Origin of the sequence: Okeania hirsuta (assembly GCF_003838195.1) — a bacterium.
Lineage (GTDB): Bacteria > Cyanobacteriota > Cyanobacteriia > Cyanobacteriales > Microcoleaceae > Okeania > Okeania hirsuta.
Genome location: NZ_RCBY01000099.1, coordinates 1 through 26,773 on the forward strand (window position 1 = coordinate 1; position 26,773 = coordinate 26,773).

The 26,773-nt window shown below is 35.5% G+C and carries 17 protein-coding genes; 9 read left to right on the forward strand and 8 right to left on the reverse strand.

The annotated features are described in order from the left end of the window. Window positions 1-276: 276 nt before the first annotated feature. Entirely contained in the window at window positions 277-2,427 is a 2,151-nt protein-coding gene (locus D5R40_RS17080; RefSeq protein WP_124147688.1) for a Tex family protein, read from the forward strand. 1,175 nt (window positions 2,428-3,602) lie between these two features. Then, window positions 3,603-4,232 carry a 4Fe-4S single cluster domain-containing protein gene (locus D5R40_RS17085; protein ID WP_124147687.1) on the forward strand — a complete coding sequence of 210 codons (630 nt, stop codon included), beginning with the start codon at window positions 3,603-3,605 and terminating at the stop codon, window positions 4,230-4,232. Window positions 4,233-5,270: 1,038 nt separating this feature from the next. On the opposite strand, the gene D5R40_RS17090 is transcribed toward D5R40_RS17085, so the two are convergent. Both D5R40_RS17090 and mnmE read right to left on the reverse strand, forming a co-directional pair. Next, the gene (locus tag D5R40_RS17090) at window positions 5,271-5,654 is read right to left on the reverse strand and encodes a hypothetical protein (RefSeq protein ID WP_124147686.1); all 384 of its coding nucleotides are present in this window, start codon (window positions 5,652-5,654) and stop codon (window positions 5,271-5,273) included. A 417-nt stretch (window positions 5,655-6,071) separates the two neighbouring features. Next, a complete protein-coding gene (gene mnmE / locus D5R40_RS17095) occupies window positions 6,072-7,451 on the reverse strand; it encodes a tRNA uridine-5-carboxymethylaminomethyl(34) synthesis GTPase MnmE (RefSeq protein ID WP_124147685.1) in 1,380 nt (459 codons plus the stop codon). A gap of 355 nt (window positions 7,452-7,806) precedes the next feature. Here mnmE and D5R40_RS37800 point away from each other — a divergent pair, with 355 nt between their 5' ends. The 5 genes from D5R40_RS37800 to D5R40_RS17115 all read left to right on the forward strand — a co-directional run bounded on the left by D5R40_RS37800 (window position 7,807) and on the right by D5R40_RS17115 (window position 16,410). Then, window positions 7,807-7,971 carry a hypothetical protein gene (locus D5R40_RS37800; RefSeq protein WP_161564749.1) on the forward strand — a complete coding sequence of 55 codons (165 nt, stop codon included), beginning with the start codon at window positions 7,807-7,809 and terminating at the stop codon, window positions 7,969-7,971. 153 nt (window positions 7,972-8,124) lie between these two features. Further along, window positions 8,125-8,676 (forward strand): DUF2062 domain-containing protein, encoded by a 552-nt coding sequence (locus D5R40_RS17100; protein WP_124147684.1) that lies wholly within the window; start codon window positions 8,125-8,127, stop codon window positions 8,674-8,676. An 818-nt stretch (window positions 8,677-9,494) separates the two neighbouring features. After that, window positions 9,495-11,672 (forward strand): protein kinase family protein, encoded by a 2,178-nt coding sequence (locus D5R40_RS17105; protein ID WP_124154950.1) that lies wholly within the window; start codon window positions 9,495-9,497, stop codon window positions 11,670-11,672. Between the two features lie 651 nt (window positions 11,673-12,323). Next, a complete protein-coding gene (locus D5R40_RS17110; RefSeq protein ID WP_240039198.1) occupies window positions 12,324-14,537 on the forward strand; it encodes a serine/threonine-protein kinase in 2,214 nt (737 codons plus the stop codon). Window positions 14,538-15,594: 1,057 nt separating this feature from the next. Then, entirely contained in the window at window positions 15,595-16,410 is an 816-nt protein-coding gene (locus tag D5R40_RS17115) for an SAM hydrolase/SAM-dependent halogenase family protein (RefSeq protein WP_124147682.1), read from the forward strand. A gap of 516 nt (window positions 16,411-16,926) precedes the next feature. Here the strand turns inward: D5R40_RS17115 and D5R40_RS17120 are convergent. Beyond that, on the reverse strand, window positions 16,927-17,682 hold the full coding sequence (locus D5R40_RS17120; RefSeq protein WP_124147681.1) for a phycobilisome rod-core linker polypeptide: 756 nt from the start codon (window positions 17,680-17,682) through the stop codon (window positions 16,927-16,929). Window positions 17,683-17,887: 205 nt separating this feature from the next. After that, window positions 17,888-18,478 (reverse strand): phycobiliprotein lyase, encoded by a 591-nt coding sequence (locus tag D5R40_RS17125; RefSeq protein WP_124147680.1) that lies wholly within the window; start codon window positions 18,476-18,478, stop codon window positions 17,888-17,890. A 239-nt stretch (window positions 18,479-18,717) separates the two neighbouring features. Here D5R40_RS17125 and D5R40_RS17130 point away from each other — a divergent pair, with 239 nt between their 5' ends. After that, complete coding sequence (locus D5R40_RS17130) at window positions 18,718-18,888, forward strand: NblA/ycf18 family protein (protein ID WP_124147679.1); 171 nt, start codon at window positions 18,718-18,720, stop codon at window positions 18,886-18,888. A gap of 433 nt (window positions 18,889-19,321) precedes the next feature. Here the strand turns inward: D5R40_RS17130 and D5R40_RS17135 are convergent, their stop codons facing one another. From D5R40_RS17135 to D5R40_RS17145, 3 genes are all read right to left on the reverse strand, one after another. Beyond that, a complete protein-coding gene (locus D5R40_RS17135) occupies window positions 19,322-20,086 on the reverse strand; it encodes an RNA polymerase sigma factor SigF (protein WP_124147678.1) in 765 nt (254 codons plus the stop codon). A 1,508-nt stretch (window positions 20,087-21,594) separates the two neighbouring features. Then, window positions 21,595-22,425 (reverse strand): photosystem II manganese-stabilizing polypeptide, encoded by an 831-nt coding sequence (locus D5R40_RS17140; RefSeq protein WP_124147677.1) that lies wholly within the window; start codon window positions 22,423-22,425, stop codon window positions 21,595-21,597. Between the two features lie 713 nt (window positions 22,426-23,138). Next, entirely contained in the window at window positions 23,139-24,167 is a 1,029-nt protein-coding gene (locus D5R40_RS17145) for an RNA-guided endonuclease InsQ/TnpB family protein (protein WP_205127662.1), read from the reverse strand. Window positions 24,168-24,488: 321 nt separating this feature from the next. Between D5R40_RS17145 and D5R40_RS17150 the strand changes: the two genes are divergently transcribed. After that, window positions 24,489-24,791 (forward strand): hypothetical protein, encoded by a 303-nt coding sequence (locus tag D5R40_RS17150; protein WP_124147676.1) that lies wholly within the window; start codon window positions 24,489-24,491, stop codon window positions 24,789-24,791. Here the strand turns inward: D5R40_RS17150 and D5R40_RS17155 are convergent. Beyond that, complete coding sequence (locus tag D5R40_RS17155) at window positions 24,786-25,958, reverse strand: calcium-binding protein (RefSeq protein ID WP_124147675.1); 1,173 nt, start codon at window positions 25,956-25,958, stop codon at window positions 24,786-24,788. The genes D5R40_RS17150 and D5R40_RS17155 overlap by 6 nt on opposite strands. Between the last annotated feature and the right edge of the window lie 815 nt (window positions 25,959-26,773).

Here is a 26,773-nt window from a genome sequence, read left to right on the forward strand (position 1 = left end):
GTAAAATCAAAAAAAATATATTTATATAGATGATTTATGCTGGACATAAATAAAACTTTGGCTCAAGAATTAAATATCAATTCTCAAAGTATTAAAAATACTTTGGAGCTGTAAAAATAATGGATAATGGATAATGGATAATGGATAATTATCTCTCTCTAAAACGGATAGCATTGAATAAAAGGAAAATTAATTCATTGTTTCTCCTCATTAGGAGAGTATTTTTACCTTAATTATTCGGTAAAATCAAAAAAAATATATTTATATAGATGATTTATGCTGGACATAAATAAAATTTTAGCTCAAGAATTAAATATCAATTCTCAAAGTATTAAAAATGCTTTGGACTTGTTAAATGGAGGAGCGACTATTCCTTTTGTGGCTCGTTATCGGAAAGAATATACAAATTCTTTGGATGAAACTCAACTCCGAAATATATGGGATAGATTTACTTATCTTCAGGAACTTGAAGAAAGAAAAAAGGTAATTCTCAAAGCAATTAATGATGCTGGCAAACTTACCGATGAATTACAGGAAAAAATTGATTTATGTCTGCAAAAAACAGAACTTGAAGACCTATATCTTCCCTATAAACCAAAACGACGGACGAGGGCGACTATTGCTAAGGAAAAAGGTTTAGAATCTTTGGCAGAATTTATTAAATCTCTGAATAATCCTCAAGCAAAATCTACATCTATTGAGCAAGAAGCTGTTAAGTATATTGCTGAAGAAAAAGGAGTAAAAAATATAGAAGAAGCTATTCAAGGAGCATCTGATATTTTGGCAGAATCAGTGGCAGAAAAAGCTGAATTACGCTCTTATATCAGAGAATATTTTCTCAAATCTGGTTGTTTTAGTTCCAAAATTAAAGATGATTATCCTGAAGGTACGACTAAGTTTGAAATGTACCGGAATTTTCGGGTAAATGTTAAAGATATTGCTCCTCATAATATGTTGGCTTTGTTACGAGGAGAGAGTGAAGGGGTATTAAATTTAGAACTAGATTTTGACCGAGATTTTGTATTGTCTTATTTGGCAGATTCAGAAATTAAAACTAGAGTTAAAGAAGTCAGATATTTTTATCAGGAAATGCTCAAAGATGCTTTGAATCGCTTGATGAAAAATTCTTTAATTAATGAAGTTCGAGGGCAAAAGAAGGCCGAGGCAGATATTGAGTCAATTAAAACTTTTGAAACTAATCTAAAAGAGTTATTATTATCTCCACCAGCAGGAATGAAACCTACTTTAGGAATTGACCCAGGATTTAGAACAGGTTGCAAAGTTGCTGTGTTAGATGAAACGGGGAAATTCTTAAAATATCAAGCAATATTTCCCCATAAATCTGCGGCAGAAAAACAACAAGCTACTACAACTATTAAGCAATTAATTCAAAAGTACAAAATTGAACTTATTGCTATTGGTAATGGTACGGCAGGAAGAGAAACAGATGAATTTATGACTGAAGTAATTTCTACTTTAGATAAAAAACCAATAAAAGTCATAGTAAATGAATCTGGTGCTTCAATTTATTCTGCTTCTAAAGTAGCAATAGAAGAATTTCCTGACTTAGATATTACAGTGCGGGGAGCTATTAGCATTGGCAGACGTTTACAAGACCCTTTAGCAGAACTGGTAAAAATCGACCCCAAGTCTATTGGAGTCGGTCAATATCAACATGATGTAGACCAAAAATTGTTGAAGAAAAAGTTAGATGAGACAGTAGAAAGTTGTGTAAATTATGTGGGAGTAGATTTGAATACTGCCTCAAAAGAATTACTAATTTTTGTTTCTGGTATGAGTTCGACAGTCGCTAAAAATTTAGTTAAATATCGGAATGAAAATGGAGCTTTTAAGAATCGTCAAGAAATTTTGAAAGTGTCAAAATTGGGAGGGAAAACTTTTGAGCTTTGTGCTGGTTTTTTAAGAATTCGGAGCGGTGAAAATCCTTTAGATAATACAGCAGTACATCCAGAAAGTTATTCAGTTGTAGAAAATATAGCTCAAGATTTAGCTGTATCGATAAATCAGATTAATCAAATCTCAAATAGAGTAAAATCTCTGGATTTAAAAAAGTATGTAACCGATAAAATTGGCGAACCAACACTCAAGGATATTATCAATGAATTGGAAAAACCAGGACGCGACCCTAGAGCAGAATTTAAGTATGCAACTTTTCGAGAAGGCATCAAAGAAATTAAAGATTTAGAAGTAGGAATGGAGTTGGAAGGAATAGTAACTAATGTCGCTAATTTTGGAGCTTTTGTTGATGTGGGAGTACATCAAGATGGGTTAGTACATATCTCTCAGTTGGCAGATTATTTTGTTAAAGATCCAAAGCAAGTTGTGAAAGTTGGGCAAGTGGTAAAAGTAAGAGTTTTGGAAATAAATGAAAAGTTGAAACGAATTGGTTTATCGATGCGAAAGTAAGTTTAAATAGGAGTCAGTAGTCAGGAGTCAGGAGTCAGGAGAGAAGAAAGAAGCAAGAATAAAAAAGCAAGAAAGAAGAAGAAAGAATAAAGAGGAGGAAAAATAGATTTTTTTTATCACTAATTATCCGGACATGATATAAGTTCAAAATTCATATTATGGCAGGGAACAGGGAACAAAGAACAGAGAACAGGAACAGTGGGAAAAGCTTTTCTCTGTCTCAGGTTCATCATCAACATAAGTTAAACACCAACTCGTTCCTTGCGATAGACCAATTAAAAAAAATGTTACGAATAATAATGGCAGTGGTGGTGGATTGTAATTATTTTTGTTACCAGACAAATAGTGGGAGCATCTTGCTCCCGTAATCTTGTTCAATTATAAAAAATAAAATCAATTATCACACAGAAGTTACTAATTCTTTCCCCTATATGTTGTCAGTTTATTAATTTATGTAAAAAAACAGAATATTTGTATACCGCAATACTTCAAAAAACATCTACTTATATCTATCTTCTTAATAAAGACATTATAAATAGGTGAGCATAAATAAACGCAATATTAGAGGGCGAGTTTTTAGAACTCGTAAGCGCTTAAGTCAAAGCTTTCGGTTAAACCCTCTCCTACAATTTTTTTTACGTTTAATTAGACCTACCTACTTATACAGATTTTATGATTCGTTATATTATGTCCGGTTGATTACTTATAAATAAAATGACGGAGGAGTAAGGAGTCAGGGGTCAGAAGTCAGGAGGGAAGAAAGAAGCAAGAAATAAGAGGAGGAAAAGGAGGAAGTTTTTTTTATCACGCTCTTATCCGGACATGATATTAGAATATAAAAAATATAGTATCCCCACAAAAATTAAAGTGTATTAGCCTAGAAAAGTTACAAAATTTGGCAGAAGAAATTTACAAAAATACTAACATTCCTGTTCGTTATAAACAGAAATAACATCCTGGTTGTTTGATGATAAAAAAACAAGGTAAGCATTTCCTGCGGAATGCTGTGCAAACAGCTTTTTAATGAATGAAGCAAGCACTTGCTTAACTTCTACTACATTTTTAAACAAAGAATTGAAGCACAAGAGCAACGAGCTTAAATTGTCCACTAAAAGTAATAAAGCTGATAGCTGATAGCTGACCGCTGAATGCTTGCAAAACAAGTAAATAGAAATATGATTAACTTAATAGCCAAATCATCAACAATAACACCAGTAGAAATTTCATCAGAATATCTCAATATTATGGGCTATATTGATGAATCTGAAGTAAACGGACCTGGTTGTCGTGCTGTAGTATGGGTACAAGGTTGTAAACGTGGATGTGCTGGATGTTTTAATCCTGATTCTTGGTCTTTTGATATTAACCAATTAATCAGCGTTGAAGAACTAGCAAATAAAATATTAAATAATCCTCGGAACACAGGAGTTACCTTTTCTGGAGGGGAGCCATTTTTACAAGCATCAGCACTAACAGAATTAGCAAAAATCTTAAAAGCTCGTGGTTTAAATATAATGTCTTTTAGTGGGTTTACTTTACAAGAATTACAATCAAAAAATGCTCCAGTAGCTGCTCAAGAATTATTATCTCAGTTAGATATTTTAATTGACGGACCATTTATAGAAACCTTAGCTATTCACTCTCCTAATTCTCTAGTTTCTTCTAGTAATCAACGAGTTAGAGTATTTAATCCAGAATTGAAAAATCAATTAAATTGGGCAAGCGATCGCCTAGAAATTCATGTGCTTAAAGATGGCAGTCGGATATTTACTGGTTATTGGGGACAGTTAGGTTTGGGCGAGTAAAATAAATATTAGACCGCGTAGGGTGCGAAGCATTTTACGTAATGCACTATTCCACAGCAAAAAGGCGTGACAGTAAAACCAACTATTTCATCAATATTTAAAATTAGGCAAATACAAATGTAGATACTATATAATCCGCGCTTAGTAAGGTTTCCTGATTAATGTAGAATAAAACTTTTAAAACTTTTAAAAATTAGTTTTGCTCAAAATAAAGTATTCCTAGGTGCGGACAATTTTTCCGAAAAAGCATCAGCTTCCAATGTTAATTAATATCAATTTCAAGATATTTTATTTGACTTCAGCATCAATGTTCTAGCTTTTCTATCTTTGCCTTTAACAACTAATACCAATTACTCAAAATAATTCTATACTTCTTAAAAACTTTAGTTATTAAGTAATAATAATAGTTAATTAATGTTTTGAGCAATTATTTGTATGAAATCAAGGTATACTGTTCGTTATTTACCGAAAAATTGTGGGTATGCGCCTCCCTTTTTAAAGAGATAAAAAGCGGTCGTTAGCGTAGCTTCCCGTATGGTGGGATGGGGTTTTGCTCCGCAACATGTAAACCGAAGCTGCTCTGTCACTCTTCGGGTCTCCTCGCCATATCCAATCGACCAAGAGAAAAGAGACTGTTCCTTATGTAAATCCTCTAGCTTTCCTACGGAATGCTGCGCAAACAGCTAGAGGTACTGATAACTGTTAGCGAAGCTCCGACCATAGGAGGCTAACTGATAATTGATAACTGAAATGACCTACTCCCTATTCTCTACTCTCAAGAAAATGTAGCAAAAATGGGTCAGATAAGGTATAATGTTCATTATTTACCTACTCCCTACTCCTTACTCCCTATTCTCTACTCTGAGAATGGGAAGAAATTATTAGTCAGAAACAAAAAATATAGCAATTATTATCAGGTCTTGAAACTATGCCATTGTGCAATAAATTACCTCAACGATCGAGTTTCAAAACCTAAATTAGACTGCTATATTTTAAATTGAGAATCTATAAACTATATAACCTAGTAAAACAAAGAAATTATCTCTTCTTCTTAATGTTACGAGCCATGCTTGTAAAATCTATTTCAGAGTTAGAATTACTAATGCTACGAGGCTTTACAGTAGTAGGGGTAGTTGAACTAGAAGAAATAGATGCGCTAGAAGCATAGGAAGCAGTTTTAGTTTCTCCTATAGTTTCTTTCACTTGCATAGAAGAAGCACTCTTTTCTGTCTCTCCTTCTATTAAATTAATCTTACCTGCTGCTTTGGGATAGCTCCTCTTAACTGCAATAGATTTCCGCATAAAGTTTACATCACCAAGACTACTTGCACTATCTGCATCTAGAAAAAAAGCTTCCTTTGGTTGGTTATCGTCCTTATTACCGCCAAATAGTCCAAAAAATGCTCCGATAAATCCACTCATCTGTTTTTACCTTGTTGTATTATGTTGATATTGTTATGTTATGTAAAAGTTTATCATAAATTATCACAAATATTCACAAATTTTCTCATAATTTTTTCTATCTTCCAATAATAGTCATAAGTCAATAATCAGGAGTCATAAGTCAGGAGCTAGCGCCGCTACCCGGAAGTCAAAAGTCGGGCATCAAGTGCGTAATTTTGAGGTTTCCTCAGAATGTAAGACGGACTCAAGACAGTTAAAAGTATTGATTGGTAAGGCTTTTAGGAGTTTTGTAACTGATTAGTTATTTCTGCCATCCTGCACTAGGAAGATGCACCCGATGTCTAATAGATAATGATGACCTAAATATCCAAATATTGAGATGACAGACAAAATAGAAAATATAGAGTAGAGAGTAGATAGTAAAACTCTGAGAAATTATTTCCCGATACAAAAGCGACTAAAAATTTTATCTAAAACAGACTCCGTTACATCCTCTCCCGTAACCTCTCCCAAAGCATAAATTGCTCCCCTTAAATCTATGGTCCAAAAATCTAGAGGTAAATTATTTTTAATTGTATTTAAACATTGTTCCAAAGCCACCTTTGCTCTAGTTAAAGCTGCTGCTTGCCTTTGATTAATAGCCAAATCTAGATTTTCTGCCTGCAAACTACCCAAATTTACAGAATTAATAATTGCTGCTTCGAGTTGCTCAATTCCTTGATTATTAATCACTGCTGTAGTCACAACATTCTTAATAGTTTCTGGATAAAAAATAGACTCCATAAATTCCGACTTAACCAAGTCAACTTTATTAATTATCAAAATTAAAAAACGATGTTTTACCTGTTGATAAATAACCTCATCTAACTCCGTCCAACCAGCACTAGCGTCAATAGTCAATAAAACAAGGTCAGCAGACTCAGCAGCTCGACGCGACCGCTCTACCCCCATTTTTTCCACCTGGTCTTCAGTTTCTCGAATACCCGCCGTATCCAAAACCTGCACCGGGATACCACCTACTACTAACTGAGACTCTACCACATCCCTCGTAGTGCCAGGAAGATTAGTCACAATAGCGCGATCGCTACGACTCCAGGCATTTAATAGACTCGACTTACCCACATTCGGACGTCCGATAATAGCCACCTTCAAACCACTTCGTAATAACTCACCCCTACTTGCAGTTGCCAGTATTTGTGATAAATTTACCAAAATATTATTAACTTCTTGAGCAATTGTAGACTCATCCAAAGGTGGTAAATCTTCCTCAAAATCAATACGAGCCTCTATCTCTGCTAATATATCAATACAGTTAGCCCTTAACTGACGAATTGGACTAGCTAACTTACCTTGTAAACCAGCCAAAGCAACTTGAGCAGCTACAGGAGACTGAGACCCCACAAGATCGGCAATACTTTCCGCCTGAGTCAGATCCAGTCGTCCATTTAAAAAAGCTCGTAAAGTAAACTCCCCTGGTTGAGCTAGTCGTGCCCCCGCCTCAATACATAACTGTAATACTTGTTGTATAGGGATAATTCCACCATGACAGTGAAACTCAACTATATCCTCACGAGTATAAGAACGAGGAGTCTTCATAATTAATAATAAAGCTTCATCTACTAACTGTCCAGTTTGGGGATGGCGAATATAACCATAGAGAATGCGGTGAGTCTCCCAAACCTGCTTCCCTGGTGCATGAAATAAGGTTTTGGCAATTTTCATTGCCTCAGAACCAGATATTCTGACTATGCCCACACTTCCTTGTTGGGGGATAATAGCGGTAGCGATCGCTGCAATAGTATTTCCAGTAGTCATTGACACTCCCCCGTCTATCTTTTGCGATTCATGTTTGTAGAGCATTCGGTAGGAAATTACCTATTTTCACCTTGGGGAGTCTATGTATCCCTGCTCTAAAAATATGTGGTTTTATAGTAGACTAAACCTACTTTTTGATCATTCTGACATATTTCTGTTTTTGATACAAGTAAATTACTTACAGCACTTTTTAGACAGCGTGAGGTACAGTTTTAAGGTTAATCTTTTTTCCCTACTGCCTACTCCCTAAAGTCCTAAAATTTTGTACCTTATCAACTTCAAAACTGCTGTGATTTTTGCCCTGATCATATCAAATCCGGTAGCATTGATGTAAAGAGGGTGGAGAGATGGGGAGATGGGGAGATGGGGACCCACACTTAACCCCTCCCATGAGGGAGAGAGTGAGAAAGATTTGGCAATGGCGCTGAGGATGGAACATTTTTTTATACCGAACCCGAGCAGATTTGATAATCAATTACCAGTTTTTGGCATAGTTATGCAGAAAATCAATATCCTGTAAAAAGATCGTCAGAAATAGAGATAATAGTTTCAGACTTTATTATCTATTTGAGGATTTTTCCCAATCATTTAGACTAACTATAATATTGAAGAAAGAAGAAGATAAACTCCATAAAAATCATAGTCATCAAAAATCAATTTACTTATATATTTTATGTTCAAAAATATCTCAAATATTTCACAAATTCCCCAGCAACTACTACCTAAGCAAGTCACAACAAAATATCCATCTCGTAGACATACACAAACAAAGTGGAATAGATACGGGCGATATTTATACTGGCGCTTCATTCGGATGCGGGGAACTCCAGAATATATTGCTAGAGGTTTAGCAATGGGGGTCTTTGCCGGATTATTTCCAATTTTTGGTCTTCAAACCATAGTGGGTATAGTACTAGCAACTTTGTTCCGAGGTCATAAAGTTGCTGCGGCTGCTGGTACTTGGGTGAGTAATCCCTTGACTTATGTGCCAATTTATGCAATTAACTTTCAAGTTGGTCAATTATTACTCAACTCTCAAGAGGAGTTCATGGCTAAAAGTATTATTTCATTTCAAGAGTTAATGAAATATGGGAGTAAGTTTGTAGCAGCCCTATTTTTAGGTTGTTTAGTAATGGGTCTAATTTGTGGGACATTGAGTTATTTTGTCGGGTTAAAATTGATTCATTTATGGCGTCGCCAGCGCCTCAAAAAAATGAGCAATTGATTGAGATGAAATTAATTTTTTTGAAGTTTATATAATTATTTAATTCTGACAATACAATCCGATAATTTTTGATGACTATAGTATCGTCAGCTATGATAAATAAACAGAAATAATGAATTGATATGATTTTACTAAGAGAGTAGCATTACCAAACTAAATCTTTTTACAGTCAAACTATATAAAGCTTTTCATGTTGACTTTACTGACTTACTCAAACAAACCTTGAATAGACAGGCAGAGAAAAATTAAAAAGCTAATAGCTGAAACCTAATTGCTACTAATTGCTATATATTGGCAGAAAATAGCCTATGAAAAAATAGGAAAAAAGGCTTAACTTTGATCGTGATTCTAGCAGGAGTAGTTGATAAAATTCCTCCTAAAACCTGAAACCTAGAACCTGAAACCTAAAACCTAAAACTTGACTCCTAGAACCTGACTCTTGACTACTAATTCTTTAATGTAACTATCTTTTTCAAATTTTATATATAGCAGTCCAAGGAAAGGTTAGGACATATAAAAAGCTTAAAACTCAGACAAGACCAGATTTCTCCTTCTGTCATAGATAACTAATCGCCTACCTACTTAAACGCCTTTTTCCTTCTTTCTTCTATCCTAGATAACTAAACATCTTCTTTCTTCTTCCTTCTGCCATAACACACATTTGTAATGGGGTAAAAATAGATGATAATTGACCAAATTGTAGATAAACGCTATCGTTTGATCAAACCTATAAATTCAAGTATCTTAGGACAAACATATCTGTAGCCAGATATGTTTGTCCTAAGATAATTGACCAAATTGTAGATAAACGCTATCGTTTGATCAAACCTATAAATTCAAGTATCTTAGGACAAACATATCTGGCTACAGATACCCACCGTCCAAAATCTCCTCAATGCCTAGTCAGAGAAATTAGACTAAGCAATTTTAAGAAAGAAAATCGAGAAGTTATATTATCATTATTTCAAGAAAAAGCAGAAAAGATTTATCGTTTGAGTCAACACAATGGTTTACTTAACTTATTAGCTTATTCTGAAGAAAACAATACTATCTACTTAGTTGAAGACTATATAGTAGGTTTATCTCTAAATCAAGAATTAGCTATAGTTAAGTTTTTACCGGAAGTAGAAGTAATCAAAATATTAAAGGATGTACTAGAAATTTTAGCCTTTATTCATGGTCATGGGGAAACTCATGGAAAAATAACACCAGCAAATTTAATCAGGCGAGAGTTAGATGGAAAATTAGTCTTAATAAACTTTTGGTTAGAAAGAAAAATTACAAGAATTTTAGAACAAAACGAGGAATTATTAATCTCAAAAAATGGTAGCCAAAATAACTCTGATAGTTTACTTTATATACCATTAGAAGAAAGTCAAAAAGAGCTAGATAAAAATAGCGATATTTATGCTCTAGGAATAATTGCTATTCAAGCACTAACAGGATTATCTACTCAAGATTTACTCAAACAAAAGCAGACTAACAAGACTCTAGGACTAGAAATACCTTGGCAAAATCTACAAGTATGCTCTCTAAGTCTATCAAATATCATTGACAAAATGGTAAACAGTCAAGGTAAACAACATTATGACTCAGCTTCAGAAGCGCTTACAGAATTAAAAAACATAGTAATATTTACCAAGAAAAACATTCTCTCAAAACTAGAAACAATAATTACAGTGCCTCAAGAAATAGATACTCCCACACCACCACCTCAACTCAGAAACAACACAAAAATTAGACTTATTGCAGGTTTAATAGTGATAACCATAGCAGGAGTAGCGATCGCCTATTTCTGGCATTGGCAGTTTATATTCAAAGCACAAGCACTCTATAAACAAAGTCGAGAATTAGCTAAACAAGGAGAGCAACAAGCAGCGATCGCTAACTATACTCAAGCACTACAATTAAACCCACAAAATGCAGCCATCTATTATCAAAGAGGCAACTCTTATTATTCCCAAAGAGCTTATGAAAAAGCAATTAAAGACTATACAGCAGCTATTACGATCAAAGAAAATTATCACACTTATTATCAACGTGCCTTAACTTATTATGAATTAGGCGACAATGAAAAAGCGATTACCGATTTAACACAAACATTAAGAATTTATCCCAAGTATACTCAAGCTTATCAAAAACGAGGACTAATTTATGACAAAATTGGGGATTACAAAAATGCGATTCAAGATTATAGTCAATCAATTAAACTTAATCCTCAACATAGCGATGCTTATCTTCATCGAGGAATAGCTAGAGCAGCGATCGGAGACCAAGCAGGTGCAATAAGTGACTACACTCAAACCATAAAACTTAACCCCAGCAATGCACAAGCTTACGAAAGTCGAGGTATAGCTCAGTTTGAAATCGCAGATTATCAAAGTGCAATAGCAGACTACGACCGGGTACTAGAATTAAAACCAGATTATTCCGATACCTATACAAAAAGATGTAGTGCTTATCTAAAGCTAGCAAATTATCGAGCAGCAATTAAAGATTGTCACCAAGCAATAGAAATAAACTCTCAAGATTCTCTAGCATACCATAATCAATGTATTGCGTACTTAAATTTAGGAGAATATCAAAAAGCAGCAGAAAACTGTAGCATAACTATTGAGATGAATCCTGAAAATGCTGAAGCATACAAAAACAGAGGTAGAGTGCGGTCTGCTAGTGGTGATTTGTCTGGTGCTATAGAAGACTTGACCACAACAATCAAAATAAATCCTGAAAATTCTTTTGCCTACAGCGATCGAGGTCTAATTTTCTCAGATATAGGAAACTATCATCAAGCTATTGAAGACTTTGACCAGGCAATAACAATAAATCCGAGTAATGCCATAGCTTATTATAATCGAGGTATTATTCTTTTTGAGCTACAAGAGATACAAGCAGCAATAGCAGACCTTCGCCAAAGTGCCAATCTCTTTTTAGAGCAAGGCAGAACAAAAAATTATCAAAACTCACAAAATATGCTCGAAAAACTACTCCAATAATCAACTGCTTCAACAACCAAATTTTGCTACTTCAAAACCTGTAATATTTGTTTTCCTTGATTAAGTCTACTGACAAAATATTAAAATTTACCTACCACCTAATGCTAGTTCGATCAATGTTTGATAGAAATAGTTATACTTTTTCTAGTAGTTATGATTCTCAAATCAGAATAAATATAGCAGGGAACAGGGAACAGTGGGACAAACAATTTCCCCTGATTCGGATCATCATCCGCATAAGTCCTAACCTACCTGTCTATTCCTATATCTTAAATATTACTTATTAAGGTGAATATCCCTTACATCAAACCTCGTCTTTAAGGACAGAGTTTCAAAGAGATATCTAATGCAAAATCTTTTTAATTCCCCTGATTATTCATAAAATTATTTTTTAAAATTGGTATAATAACAATTTTATAAATCTTTGCTACAAATAGCTAGGTTATTTCTGAGGAGTTAACCCACCCCTAGCCCCTCCCAGTAGGGGAAGTCAGGAATCATAACGAATAGCTTTAATACCATTTATTAAGTCGTAAGTTATCTTTTTAGTCAAAGGGACATCTCCTGCATTTGTCTTTTGATTGCCCTTATTATTTGTAACATTCTTTTTTCAAAATGGTATAACACCTAAAACCTACCACCTACCACCTTATGAGTAACACGAACATGATTGGTCAACTTCTAGATGGACGTTACCGCGTCGTTCAAATCCTGAGTGCTGGTGCATTTGGACAAACCTATCTGGCAGCGGATACTCGTCGCCCTGGGCATCCTCAATGTGTGGTCAAACAACTACGCGCTCCTGGCAATAGTTATACAATAGTTAGAACTGCTCACCGTTTATTTAAACAAGAAGCAGAAATATTAGAAAAATTAGGTAGGCACGAGCAGATTCCTTTACTACTAGCTTATTTTGAAGAAAATAACCAATTTTATTTAGTTGAAGAATTTATCCCTGGAAAACCATTAAATAAAGAAATTATACCCGGTAAACCTTGGCAAGAAAAACAAGTAATCAAACTGTTGTTAGAAATTTTAGAAATTTTGGTATTTGTACATGAAAATGGCGTAATTCATCGGGATGTTAACCCATCTAATTTAATTAGACATCAAACAAATAAAAAATTAGTTTTAATTGATTTTGGTTCTGTCAAAGAAGTTAGTCATAAAATTGCAGCAGAAAATGGAGAGGTACAACGAACAATAGCGACAGGTACTCCTTCCTATATGCCCATCGAACAATTTCAAGGAATTCCTCAATTTAATAGCGATTTGTATGCAGTGGGCATGATTGGTATTCAAGCTCTGACAGGTATTCCCGGTAGCGAACTCCCTAAACTACAAGACCTTCGTCCATCAAATCCTAGTGGTATTCTCTGGCGAAATCGAACCCTATGTTCCTCAAATCTAGCTAATATTGTCGATCGAATGGTACATTACCATTACACAAAACGTTACCAGTCTGTAGAAGAAGTTGTGAAAGCGCTACAGAAAATTAGCAGTCGCCCTCAAAAATTGACAAAACAACTACCCAAAACTAAAAACAATCGAAATTATCAAACTAAAACAAGCTCACGGAGAGTGAAATCTCATCCTTTATGGTTTGTTTTGTTTGGTTTTGCCAGCGTGGGGGTCATTGCAGTGCTGATTGGGTTAGTGTATTTCTTGAATCGCCCAAACCCGGTCAAAGCAGAGAGGATATTTGAGAAAGGGATAGAAAATGCGAACAATGGTAATCAACAAGCAGCAATTGCCGCTTATGACAAAGCAATTCAACTAAATCCCAATGAAGAAGAATATTACTATAAACGTGGCAACGCTTACTATAACTTAGAAAATTACCAAAAAGCTATTGCTAACTATAGCAAGGTAATTAATTTGAACCCTAGCCATGTTAATGCCCATTTTAACAGAGGGACAGCTCGTTATGATACCCAAGATTATGCCGGAGCAATTAATGATTTCACTCAAGTATTGCGCCTCAAACCTCAAGATGCGGAAGCTTTTTATAAAAGAGGATTAGTTCACTACAGCTCTCAAAACTATCCCGCTGCTATTCAAGACCACACTCAAGCTATTCGACTGCAACCCAATAATATAGATGCTTACCATGGTCGAGGATTAGCTCGTGCTGCTAATAATGATTTACAAGGAGCAATCACAGATTATACTGAGATGGTTAGACTTGAACCCCAAAAGATAGATGGTTATTATAGTAGAGGCAGAGCGCGCTTTTTTATGGGAGATTATCAAGGATCTTTAGATGATTATAATAAAGTTATTGAAATAGACCCTGAAAATGAAGAAGCTTATGCTAATCGTTGCAGCACATATTTGAATTTAGCAACTTATGAAAAAGCTATATCTGATTGCACTAAAGCAATTACAATTAACCCTGAAAATGAAGTTGCTTATAATAATCGATGTATTGCTTACCTCAATATTAAAGAGTATGAAAAATCTATATCTGATTGTACAAAAACAATTGAAATTGCTCCCAAAAGTCCGTCAGCTTATACAAATAGAGGATTAGCTTACGCTTCGGCAAATCAACTGGAAAAGGCAATAGAAGATTATACTCAAGCAATAGCTATTAGTCCGAATAATGCAGAAGCTTATGCAAATCGTGCTAGTGTTTATTCTGAACAAGAAAATTATGAGCAAGCGATCGCTGACTATGTTCAAGCAATTCGACTTAACCCTGAATATGCTGATGCTTACTATAGTAGAGGATTGGTTAGAGTTAATCTTGGGGATAGAAAAGGAGCAATTAGTGATTTTGAAAAAGCAGCCAAACTTTATTTAGAGCAAGGTCGAACAGGAGGTTATAGAGATGCCCAATATCAAATTGAGCAATTGAATTAAATGGGGAAATGGAGAGATGGGGAGATGAGCATTTTTCTACCTGCTTGGTGCGCATTCCCTTGCGTCTGGCGTGCCCCGCGGGATCTGACCGCTTTCTAAGTCGATTGGATATGCCGAGGAGACGCGCTCTTGAGAGAGCCGCTACCTCTTACAGAGCTGCTTTCCTATGGTTATGCTGCGCAAACGCTAACGCTAACGCCATCCCACCCTACGGAAAGCTCGAATATCGACCGCTTGCGCCGTGCAACAGTGAGTGCAGTGCGTTGAACGGGTACCCCGACTTAAAGCAACTGCCGAAACCGAAGGGCATGGGGTCGCATCCGCTTTTTCCCCTATTCTATTTCTGAATTTCCTGACTTCTGAAGCGATCTGGAAGGAATATCCCAAATTTGCGTTCCGTTTCCAGTGTTCTCACTTGAATTTACACCTATCACCTACCACCTAAAAACTTTAACGTTCGCGGAACCCATAAGGGAGTTCTATCGTGCCGTGCTATTAAACGGACATAATATTAGTGTTTGATATCAAATCCGTTTAATTGGACATAAAAAAAATCTCGAATCGTCATAACTACGCTCATCTTTGTGATTCTCTCTCCTCCTGACTGCTGAGGACTGACTCCTGACTCCTAAAGACTTAACCAATCTATAACTGTTTAACCGGATTTAATATGACATAGATTGATGATGAACCCTAAGACAGGAAAATTTTTCCTACTATTGTCTATTGCCTATTGCCTGTTCCCTGTTGTCTGTTCCCTACTATAGTATCATGTTAGGCTGAAACTTATAAATAACTTAGCGAGGAGTCAGTCCTCAGCAGTAGGGGGAGGAAAGAAGAAAAGTAAAGATAATTGGCGTCGGTAAATGACAGGATGAAATTTGTAGGGGCAATCCCCCAATGATTAACCGGGGACGGTTACAGAGCGCTACCCCAAAATATAAATCATCCCATCAATTACCAACGCCAGATAATTTTAGTATTTATTCGGTACTGTCAGTTCTTAAATTTTATTTATAACTGATTATCCGAACATGATATAATATCAAAAATAATCATGTCTGATAGAAAAATAGTTACACTCTTAACTGATTTTGGATTAAAAGATGTTTATGTCGGTGTGATGAAAGGTGTAATTTATCAAATTAATCCGACAGTAACGCTAATAGACCTCACCCATGAAATTCCTGCTCAAAATTTATTTGCAGCAAGATTTTGTTTAAAAAATGCTTATCCCTATTTTCCCACAGGAACAGTTCACATAGCTGTTGTCGATCCAGGTGTAGGAAGTGCCAGAAGAGCGATCGCTATTCAATTATCAACAGGTTTTTTTGTCGGACCCGATAACGGTATTTTTAGTGGTGTGCTGGAAAACCTAGAAACACAAGAAATAAAAGTTGTGGAATTGACTAATTCTGACTATTGGCGCACAAATTCACCTAGTACAACCTTTCACGGTCGAGATATATTTGCTCCTGTTGGCGCTCATATTGCTAGAGGGGTTTCATTAGAAAATTTGGGAGAAAAAATTAACCCAGAAAGTTTAGTAAAATTACCTTTAAATAAAATTACTCTCACAGACTCAGGTATTGAAGGTTCAGTTCAATATATTGACTATTTTGGCAATATAATTACTAATATTCCCAGCAGTTATATTCAGGGTAAAACCTGGTTAGTTGTGATTCAAAAAAATGACAATCTTTCATCCTATAAAACTATAGTCAGTGGCAATACTTATAGTGACTGTCAACCAGGGGAAGTAATTGCAATTGTTGGTTCTCACGATTTTGTCGAAATCGCTGCTAATGCTAGTAGCGCTCAATCTCAGCTTAATTTGAAGTATGGAGATAAAGTTCAAATTACTCAACTCTAACTCAGCATTGTTTTTTTCAGTAGACATCTCTAAGTAGGGTTTGCAGCAAAAAGTCTTATGGGTGAGGGTAGGAGTCAGGAGTCAGGAGTCAGGAGTCAGGAGTCAGTATAAATGGGAATTATAGAGGAGGTAGGAGTAAGAATTGTCCCTTGATTTCTCTGCCATAATCGTCCCAAAATACTAGCTTTTTGAGCTTTTTCCACCGAAAAGCTAACACTTTTTTAGACATAAAAATGCTATAACCTTTATCTGTCAATGCTTTTAGATTTAATCAGCAAGCCCTAAGTAATAAAAAATAAAATCAATTATTGCACATAAATCATCATTTTTTTTCCCCCTACTGCAAAGCTGCCTACTGCAAAGCTGCCTACTCCCTCTTTTCAGTAACTAAAAACTTGTAGGGATAGAATACTCATGTTCCTAGTTTTGGCAAGTTAACCAAATACTCTGCACGAATATTCCATCCCTACAAAATTTAATCCCACTCAACAGAGGTGTTAGAGTAATAATCTTAAGTTATATCTTACGATAAGGTACCATACCAAGATTGATATTACCTAGATTAACTCGTGTTGATGTACCTTGAGCGTTTATACCCCGTGCTAAATCTAAATAAAGAGAAGGATTGCCTGCTGTAGGTTTCTTTTCTTGGGGAGTAAAGCGACGTAATTCATTTTGGTAAATTATTTGAGGGAAACCAAGAATACTCCGATAGTAGAAACCATAACGAGGTGTCTTTAGGTTAAAAGGAGTTTCTCCTCCATCTCTTTGGGGTATAACCCGACGACGCTGGTAAGGTACAGTATCAAAGCCAAAGTTGTCGAGGTATTCCTCGCTATTAACCAACTCATCAATGAAACCTTCGATACCTTTAGTCGCTACAACGATAGACCAAGCAATCTTTTCCTTTTCGCTGTAAACATCACGACCTAAAACACGTTGAACACATAACTCAACAAAGCGATAGTTGCTATTTGTATCGTAGTTGTTACGACGGAATGGATCGGAAATGACCAAACCACGAATAAAATCTCGAACTGTAAGTTGACCATTTTTGAGTTGAGATTCTAGGAAGATTTGGCGATCTCTCTTAAGAATCTGATGTTCGCTATAAATTTGACGATAAGCTGCCCAGATTAACTCATCCCATCCTGACCCAGAGGGCAAAGATTCGGCTGAATAAATCATTGGTTGGTCATCACCGGGGATTTCATAACCCGCAACTCGTGAGTTTTGACTGATAGGTTTGTATTCTAATAATGGAATCGCCACGTGAGAATCTCCTTAAATTATTAAATTTGATTTATCAAGTGTGGCCAGAGCACACTAAACCTTGCTGCGATTCAAAAAATTGCATCAATAGCCAACCTTTAGATTAAGGGATTGAGGCAATCCAAGTCTCACTTTTATTAACTTACGCAACAATCTGTAACAATTTTGATAGCTATTTGCTAACTTTGGGCATATTGTTATCTATCTACCAGCCAAAAGCAGAATAAAACTGTGCAGTATTCTGTGACGTTTCTATTTCACAATCTGAGTTGTTTTCCTCTACTCGAACTTCTGTACAAAATGTAGAAGTATTAAATCCACCAAACCGCTTCACTGCACTGGTTCGCATTCTCAGATTAGGGCTAGGAAACCAGAATCTTTCAATAGAACTCATAGTTTCATATTCTGTAATTAGATTTAGTCCATCTTCATCATCCATCTCAAACAGTCCCACTACTGGGACAATTTCTGCATAGCCTCGTTCTCGCAACATTCTGCCTTTTCTAGGATTTTCTGGATCTGGAACAATCGCAAATACAGTTGAACCTTTGTGATTTTCATCATCTTTATCCCAGGCCATGGAACCATCCCAAGTAACAAAAGCGCCTCCAGCAGCCAAACTTGGGTCAATTTCGTGCATTTTACAGATTTCTACTACTTTCGGATCTCCAGCACCCAAGCTAGTTACTTGAATATCTGAACTACCCATTTCTGCTTGTCTAAAGGCCAGATGATGGGTTGTTCGTTGCGATCGCCATTTACCAGCACTCTTTTGAAAAAATTCCATTGCATCCATTTGCCCTTCTCCATCTTTAGAATTTTTAGGATATTAGTTCTAGCCTAATCATCATAATACTTCTAGCTTTTATTAATTTAATGTTAACTTTTGTCGAATAAATTAGTTTCAAAATGTACATTATGGACAGTATGTCAAGTAAATGTTACGATAATTTACATAAGAGTCAATAAATCAACTTAACTGTGGCCTTAATATATAGGCCAATATCTATTATCTAGATAAGCAAGGAGTAAACTATGGAAATGTCTAACAGCTTAACTATGGAGCAACAGTTCAAATTACAAGTTCTACGGGAGCAAGTGAAAGGTTTAAGTCGGGAAGAAGCTCAAGAGTATTTAGTTGAAGTGTTGCGACAGACTATGGTTAAGGAGAATTTGTTTAAAAACTGGATGAAGGGCAAAATTTAACCGATGTTTCTCCATAAAGACAAGAATATATCGGTATTAAAAACTAACCCCGCCCATATCTAGTAGATGGGTGGGGTTTATACTTTTAATATCATGTTCGGTAGAACCGTTATAATATAGCGCTGTGCGCAGGCAACAGGCGACAGGGTGAATAAAAAACCTATAATATAAGACTTTTAGCTATTGGACAGTTATTGCAATTTGTTTGTAACCCACATTCCGCACTTCAATTTGTAACATGAAAATTAGTATAAAATCCGTAGCTTGCTTAAGTATTTATACTATATAAATTATCTTCATTTACCTTTATCAGGAGTCAAATTCTCAGTTAAATATTAAGCATAAATACTTACTGAATTGTTGATTTTTATTGACCACTATAATTTTCTTCTGACTTTTAACTTTTGACTTTTGACTTTTGACTTACCTTCTTCTACTGCATAATATTTTGCAAAGACTTTAACCCCTTCTTGATTCTTCGAGAAACAGTAACAGCACTAATCCCCATCCGCTCGGCGGTTTCCTTCTGAGTCAAATCACAGAGAAAAACAAACTCCAAAACCTTACGAGTACCTTCTTCTAGTTTGGCCAGTCCTTGCTGTAAACGAATTTGGTCTTCTTGAGCTAACTGAAAACTACGATACTGAGTATCTGGAACTAATTCTCCTAAACAAGTGGTTCCATTTGTTTCATCTTGAACTGGAGCGTCTAAACTTAGAGGAGCACGGTTACGACAAGCTAATTGAATTTCTTGCCACTGCTCTAAAGAAATATCCAATGCAGAGGCCACCTCTAAATCTGTAGGTTTCCGTTTTAACTTCACTCGGAGGTCTTGTATAACTTTTGTAGCCTGCCGATCCATAGCTAGCCAATTTCTGGGAATTCGTACAGAAGGACTTTTATCTCTTAGATAATGCTGAATTTCACCCCGGATATAAGGAGTAGCAAAAGAACTAAAGGCTCGTCCCTTCGATATATCAAATCGCTCAATTGCTCTAATTAATCCAATACAGCCTACTTGGAGTAAATCATCGTAGGTTTCAGTACACCTATTCAACCAATGGTAAACTTCCTTTCTTACAAGTCCAACATTAAGTTTAACTAATTGATTACGGAGATGATGAGAAGGAGACTGTTGATATTGGCGCAACAGTTCCAGGTTTTTACTTTTTAGTTTTTGAGTGATAGTGGTAGACATAGGTATATTTTGACACTCCACGGACTACAGTCGCGTGAATTATTCAGAGGAGCTTTATATCAGGTTAAAACCACGATTTCCACATTGCTCGGAACGGCTAAATTACCAGTACCGTACCGTACTACGCATACAGGAGCAGCTAACTAGGTGGTGCCAATAGCCACTACTCTCTCCGGTCTGGCGACCATTGAGGCTAATTTTTTTGGTTGTTATTTGATTCACTCGCTCTGAGGTACAACGTGCTGTCTAACGGCTGGAAACAGAGTGCTGGCAAGCACCTAGCCACCTTTTCGGTTAACTACCATTTAACCTGTATAGTCCATTAGATATCAGGCTTTCACGATGATTCAGAGGTCAATGTGTCTTTAGCAATCAATTATAACACATTTTTTTGACTACGGGTTAAAACCTGCCCAAGTCGTTTCCATCCACTACTTAAAAGACGGTGGTTTCCGACTTACCTAATTTTCAAAATAATTCTGATAGAAATTTAGTGATGGTAAATCAAATACGCACTATATTTTTACCAATTGATCATTGATAATTGATAATTGATAATTAACCCCCAAAGGTTTAAAGCCTCTCCTTTTAAGGAGAAAAAAGCGGTCGAGGGATGGCGTACTTCGGAGCGGGTCTGCAAGAACGGGTCTCCTCGCCATATCCAATCGACCAAGAGAAGAAATCAGATTTCCTGATATTTAGTTCCGTTACGGTTTTAACAAGAGTTAATTATCCATTATTCATTATCCATTATTAATTAATGAAACATCTTCTACTAGGAATTGTATGTTTATAAAATTATTGCTTTGGAATCTTGGATTGTGATATTAGACACAATTTATTCATAATAGTTTTAGTTATATTCTAAGCCTTTTTATCAGCAATATCGTAGTCGATGGTTTGATCTATTTTCTATATACTAAGTAGTTACTTGATTAACTTAATTAAGTATAAATATATTTAATATAGCGTTTCTCAAGTTACTGAGATACAGTTATTTTTCTATTCCCTACTCCCTACTCCCTACTCCCTACTCCCTAAAATAAAATAAACGAATTTTGTACCTCACGATTCTTGGAAATTGCTATAGGAGCAATAATTATTTTCAATAATAATATTTATTAGTTGTTTAAATATTTTTCTAATAAAATCTAAATCTAATAACAATAGAGGAGTGTTTAGCCCCTCTATACATATTCTTTTTTTCTGGTCGTTACCCTTCTATTGCGTGTTTAGTTTTAGGTTTTAGGAAGCAAATTTTTTAACTGCACTATTACAGAGCAACTACTGTTGAAAACTTCACAGTCACCAGGAGTAAAATTAGCCTTTTAGGGTTTAATTTTCTATAATTTTGGAACCTAAAACCTACCCCTTACAACTTTCAATGAAAAGACATTTTTAGGTGAAAAGAGACAGTTGGTTATCTTCACAAACTTTCAATTTTGATAGGTAGGGTCTTTAATCATATAAGTTGCACGAGCAATTTAATTTCAGACCCAATATTTAGCTTAAGAAGCTGTGTCTACCCTACCGTAAAAAGTACCACCAACTTTAACTTCTACAGCCTCTTTTGCACCTAAGTCTGTATCAGAAGGCTGAATTGCTTCAAAGATACCAGCAATTTCACCAGTTTCGCTGTCTACTTTAGAAATTCTCAGGGAAATTTCACCAGCTTTGAGACTGGTATCTGCAAACTTGACATTAGCTTTACTAAACTCTGTATCATCTGCACGATTTGGTAAAGCTACTGCATTATCATATCCTGAAGTAACACCACGACCCTTTGGATCTAGGAAGCTAGAACCTCGATAGGAAGGAACATTATAGATACCCTCAAAATCGATAGAGGTATTAATAGCAGAAACACCAGGCTGACTTTTAGCAATAAGTCCTTTGACGGTAAATAGAAAAGGTACTTCCTCACCACCTGGTAAGAGAACAGTTATAGCCTGAAAATCAATACCATATTGCTCCTTAAATGTCAATGCGTTATCTTCATCAAAGATCAGATCCCCTGTTACTTGGTCTAAGCTAGAAGTATATCGTGTCAATTTTCTTCCTTCTACAAATTCTGCTTTCTGGCGTTTGTTAGTAGGTTCTTCCTTGACAAAATATTCAGTTGGCTGTATGCACAAATCTGTCAAAATATAAGAGCTATCGCGGTCAAGGGCAATGGAACCACGAGCTGTTTCTGGTAACTCAGGACAGTTGTTAGCCAAACCAGTATTGACAATGTCATCATAAGTAAGTGTTTGACTGCTATCTGGACCTTCTGAGCAAGCGGTCAAAAAACTCAAACACACAGCTAATAGTGCAGCAATTAAAGTGCGATACCTCATTGTTAACCTCAAGATTTAATATTCAACAATCAACATTGCTACTGCGTTTTTTATTTACACAGTATAAAAATACGATTTTTGATTTTTGATTTTACCGGAAGAAAGTTAGGGCAATAGAGTCATAGTTGTACTTCACCTTCCCAAGTGGCTTTTGTCAGAGCAAATTTTCCATACTCTGTTAGCATTGATAGGTGTTTAAACTCATGTACATAAGTCTATTTCCTGAAAAAAGGACTGTAATTCAAAGCTGATTTATCTTTGTATTTATCCAAAATAGTATTTTACATTGCTTGTTACTTTATTCCTAAGTCAGTTATTTGACTACTCCCCTGGACTCTCTGCCGAGGGGATTCTAAGTAGATGCTACGCAACACGGATTTATCGGTGTTGCTCCATCTATTCTTAGCTGAAATACACTCTCTGGGGACAATTTCATTGTGCCCCTACACAGTTGGCTTAAGTAGGGGCGTTAACGATAGTTATGCGAAGCAAACGGCCGTTGGCCCCTACAGCTTTCTGCTTACTTTTGTGATTATATTTGCAGCCCCATTACAGTCTGCATTCACAAAACAATTATTACCACTCCTATACAAACTACGCTGTCTTGATGCAGTCGCTCATGGGGGAAACCCCCTTTGGCGGCGCTGCATCGCTTTATTCTTTTCGGTGACGGTTTCCAATCATTGGCTTTCTCACCATAAATAGGCAGATCGTCACCATCTAAAAATGAAGCTATACTTGTATAACTTTCTTGGTGTTTCTATAAATATTATTCCATATTCATAACACAACTGAGCTATTCTTTCTTTCAGTCTAGCTGTAGGAATTGGTACAAATTCTGAATTACTTTTTTTTCCTAATTTGATTTCATTTTTCTGACCTTTATTCCAACCAAAAACAATTGTACCAATAGAATTTTTTAAACAATGGTTAATGACTATTCTGGCTGCTTTATTTATACCGTCACGAATTTTGCGGTTACGTTTTTCAGTAATTGCAGCTAGTTTATTTGACCAAAATCCAGTCGGTTTATTTTCTTTGATAGTTGATACTTGTTTGTTGTACCAACGATTCATTGATTTGAGATGTTTACCATCCACAATTAAGCTAGTACCGACATTAGATACACAGGTCAACCAATTATTGACACCATGATCAATTCCTAATACATTGTCTTGATTTAATTGAGGTTTAACTACTACTTCTTTTTCATAGATAAATTCTTGGGTAAAGCATCTATTTCTTGGTAATATTCTCAGTTCTTTAAGAGAAGCAAAGTTGAGATTACTCGGCTTATGAATATAAAAGCAATCTAGACCAAACCAGCGCTTACAGGTATTATCTAGTGGAACTCTAAGAAGATTATCTTTAAGTTTTAATGCTTGCTTGGGGTAACTAACTGTAGCCATTCCCCCTTTTTTTCTGTAGTTAGGAATTTTTGGTCTTTCTGATATTTTTCCTTCACTATAGGCTTTTATTAAACCATAATAAGACCTAAATGATTCAGCTATAGTTCTCAATATTTGTTGTGCTGCTTGTGAATATAAAACTTTATAGTGATTGTTCTTTTTGTAGACTTTTTCCAAGTCAAACTTGCCCAGAGTTTTGTAAGACTTAAAAAATAATTGCCGACCATAATATATTCCCATGTTAGTGAGCTTGTGAGACTGTTCACATAAGAATGTTAAAATAGCAATTAATTCGGGATTTTTACCTACTAAAACTTGCTGACAAGAGTACATTTGAAACGGGGATTGGAAATTTTATTGTGGGTAATAATAGCACAGGACCATTTTGGTTGTCTAGTCTAAACAACTCACTCGTTTTCATCCCCCGGGTTAAAACACAGGGGCCTTCAACGTTGCTTTTCGGTAAATTAAAATTGCATAAGTAAATATGCTTAAGGTAGAATATCGCTGTAACTAATTTCAAATCAAATTAATATCTAGAAAAAGCAAGATATTTTTGAATTATCCATACGAGGACAAATTGATTTAGAGCCTGGTATTTATATGAATAGGTAAAAACTTATTAAAATAATTTTTTGATATTAATTGATAATTATGGATACAAATACAGACAATCAGTCAACACAATTACACAATGATTTACAATCATTGACACATTCACTAAGAGCTTTAGCAAAAAATCATCACGACGATCCAATAGCAATGTTGGCTATGCTGCGAACTCTGGAAGGTTTACATCAAGAACTTAGAGAAGGCTTATTTCAACAAGCATTACCAGATAATCGTCAAGCACTCTACAATTTACTTAAAGATATTGAGGCAAAGGGAGGTTGGCCTTATATTCCCAGGTTAAGACTACGCTATATTTTAGAAAATTGGTCTGATGAAGATTTATAAAATTTCTTGCTCTGATGTAGATTCAGGTAAAGCTTGAGTAACATCTGTAAAGTCTTCTTCTGTAATTATTGAAGCTGGAACGTTGACTAATACTGCTAATAATCTACCATTATCAATAGTAATTAATGTATCTCTGAAATTTAAACCAGTTCCCTGTTCAAAAGTTAAATCGCCAAAAGTTAAGTCACCATCTAAGGCGAAGAAATCTTCCAAAGGACTAAAATCATTAATCACATCAATATTACCTAATTCTCCAGGTAGGACAAATATATCGGAACCTTCGCCCCCGGTTAAGGTATCTTCTCCAGCATCTCCAAATAATATATCGTTGCCTCGATCGCCTAACAAGGAGTCATTACCATCACTACCTTGAAGTGTATCATCATCCTTTCCACCAAATAATGTATCGTCACCAATACCACCAATAACTAAATCATTATTCGCGTCACCAAAGAGGGAGTCGTTTTCTTGTTCTCCAAAAATTGTATCATTACCCTTTCCACCGCGAAGATTGTCCAAATTGTCTCCACCAAAAACTTGGTCGTTACCTCTATTACCATTAATAAAATCACTGCCATTAATTCCAAATAGAGTATCATCACCTGCTTCTCCAAATAGAGTATCATCACCACTACCTCCATCTAGAGAGTCATTACCATCACCACCAAAAAGAGAATCATTTCCTATACTGCCATTTCCAATATCATCTCCACTATCTCCAAATATTGCGTCATCGTCAATATTTCCAAAGAGACTATCATTACCTTGACTACCTCTTAATGTATCGTTACCATCTCCTCCAGTAACTAAATCAATTCCTTCATTACCAATTACGGAGTCATCTCCAGTCTGTCCAAATAATGAGTCGTTGCCTTCTTCTCCTGCTAAAAAATCATTTCCCGGACCACCTTCAATACTATCATCTCCAAGACCGCCTAATGCTGAGTCGCGGCCATCTTCTCCTTGTAATAAATCATTATCTTCACCACCAATTAAAGAGTCCGATCCAATGCCACCAATAACTTCATCTTCTCCTTCTCCACCATCTTGAGTATCATCTCCTGCTTCACCAAAAATGGTATCATTTCCACCAAACCCTTCCATTAGGTCAGGTTCTGGAGAACCTATTAAGAGGTTATCGTTGTTATCTCCTGATATATTGGCCATACTTTGGATACTCCTATGTTACTAATAATTTGATTGTTGAGTAAAGTCAGGTTTAAGTAGGTAGGTGGGAAAATTTACAAGTTGGCAGTAATTATAAATTTTTTCTCAGAATCTAGCACAATAGATTATTGGCTAGATAGACTTCTGATAGTATTTGTTAATCCCTGGGTATTTGCAATTCGTTATTTTTATATTTGGCGATATCTGAAGGGAAATAAAATTACATTAATAGAAGCATTTACTAGAGGCATAAAAAAGTCGTTTCCTATATTAATTGTGCCCTTGCTTGTATTTGCTCCTATTACATTTAAGCCAATTAAATTAATGTCAAGTCAATATTTTTTAATCTTACTTCTTTTACCAATGATTTATCTTGGAATACGTCTTAGTTTTTATTGGCATACTGTTTAATTGACGGTGTTTCACCTGTAAATGGAATTAGGTATAGTTGGAAATTGACTAATGGGTATTTCTGGTTAATTACTCGAGTTAACTTGATTTTATTTGCCATTGGCTTTTTGATAATATTTCCATTAACAATTATCGCAGCTTATGTAATTAAATTAGAAATGGTAAAAGATCTACTAAGTCTTCTTATCCAATATGTTTTAATTCCGATATTTTGGAGTATTATTTCAGTGGTAATTTATGCAGAATTAAAGAGAATAAAAGCCTGAATATTTACTATTCAGTAATTAGCAGTCAGCTTTTCGTGTGCAATGGTACTAAACAGTAATCAAACATTGAAGAAAGAAGAAGGAAGAAGGAAGAAGGAAGAAGGAAGAAGGAAGAAAAAATGGATGGGGACTCAAACC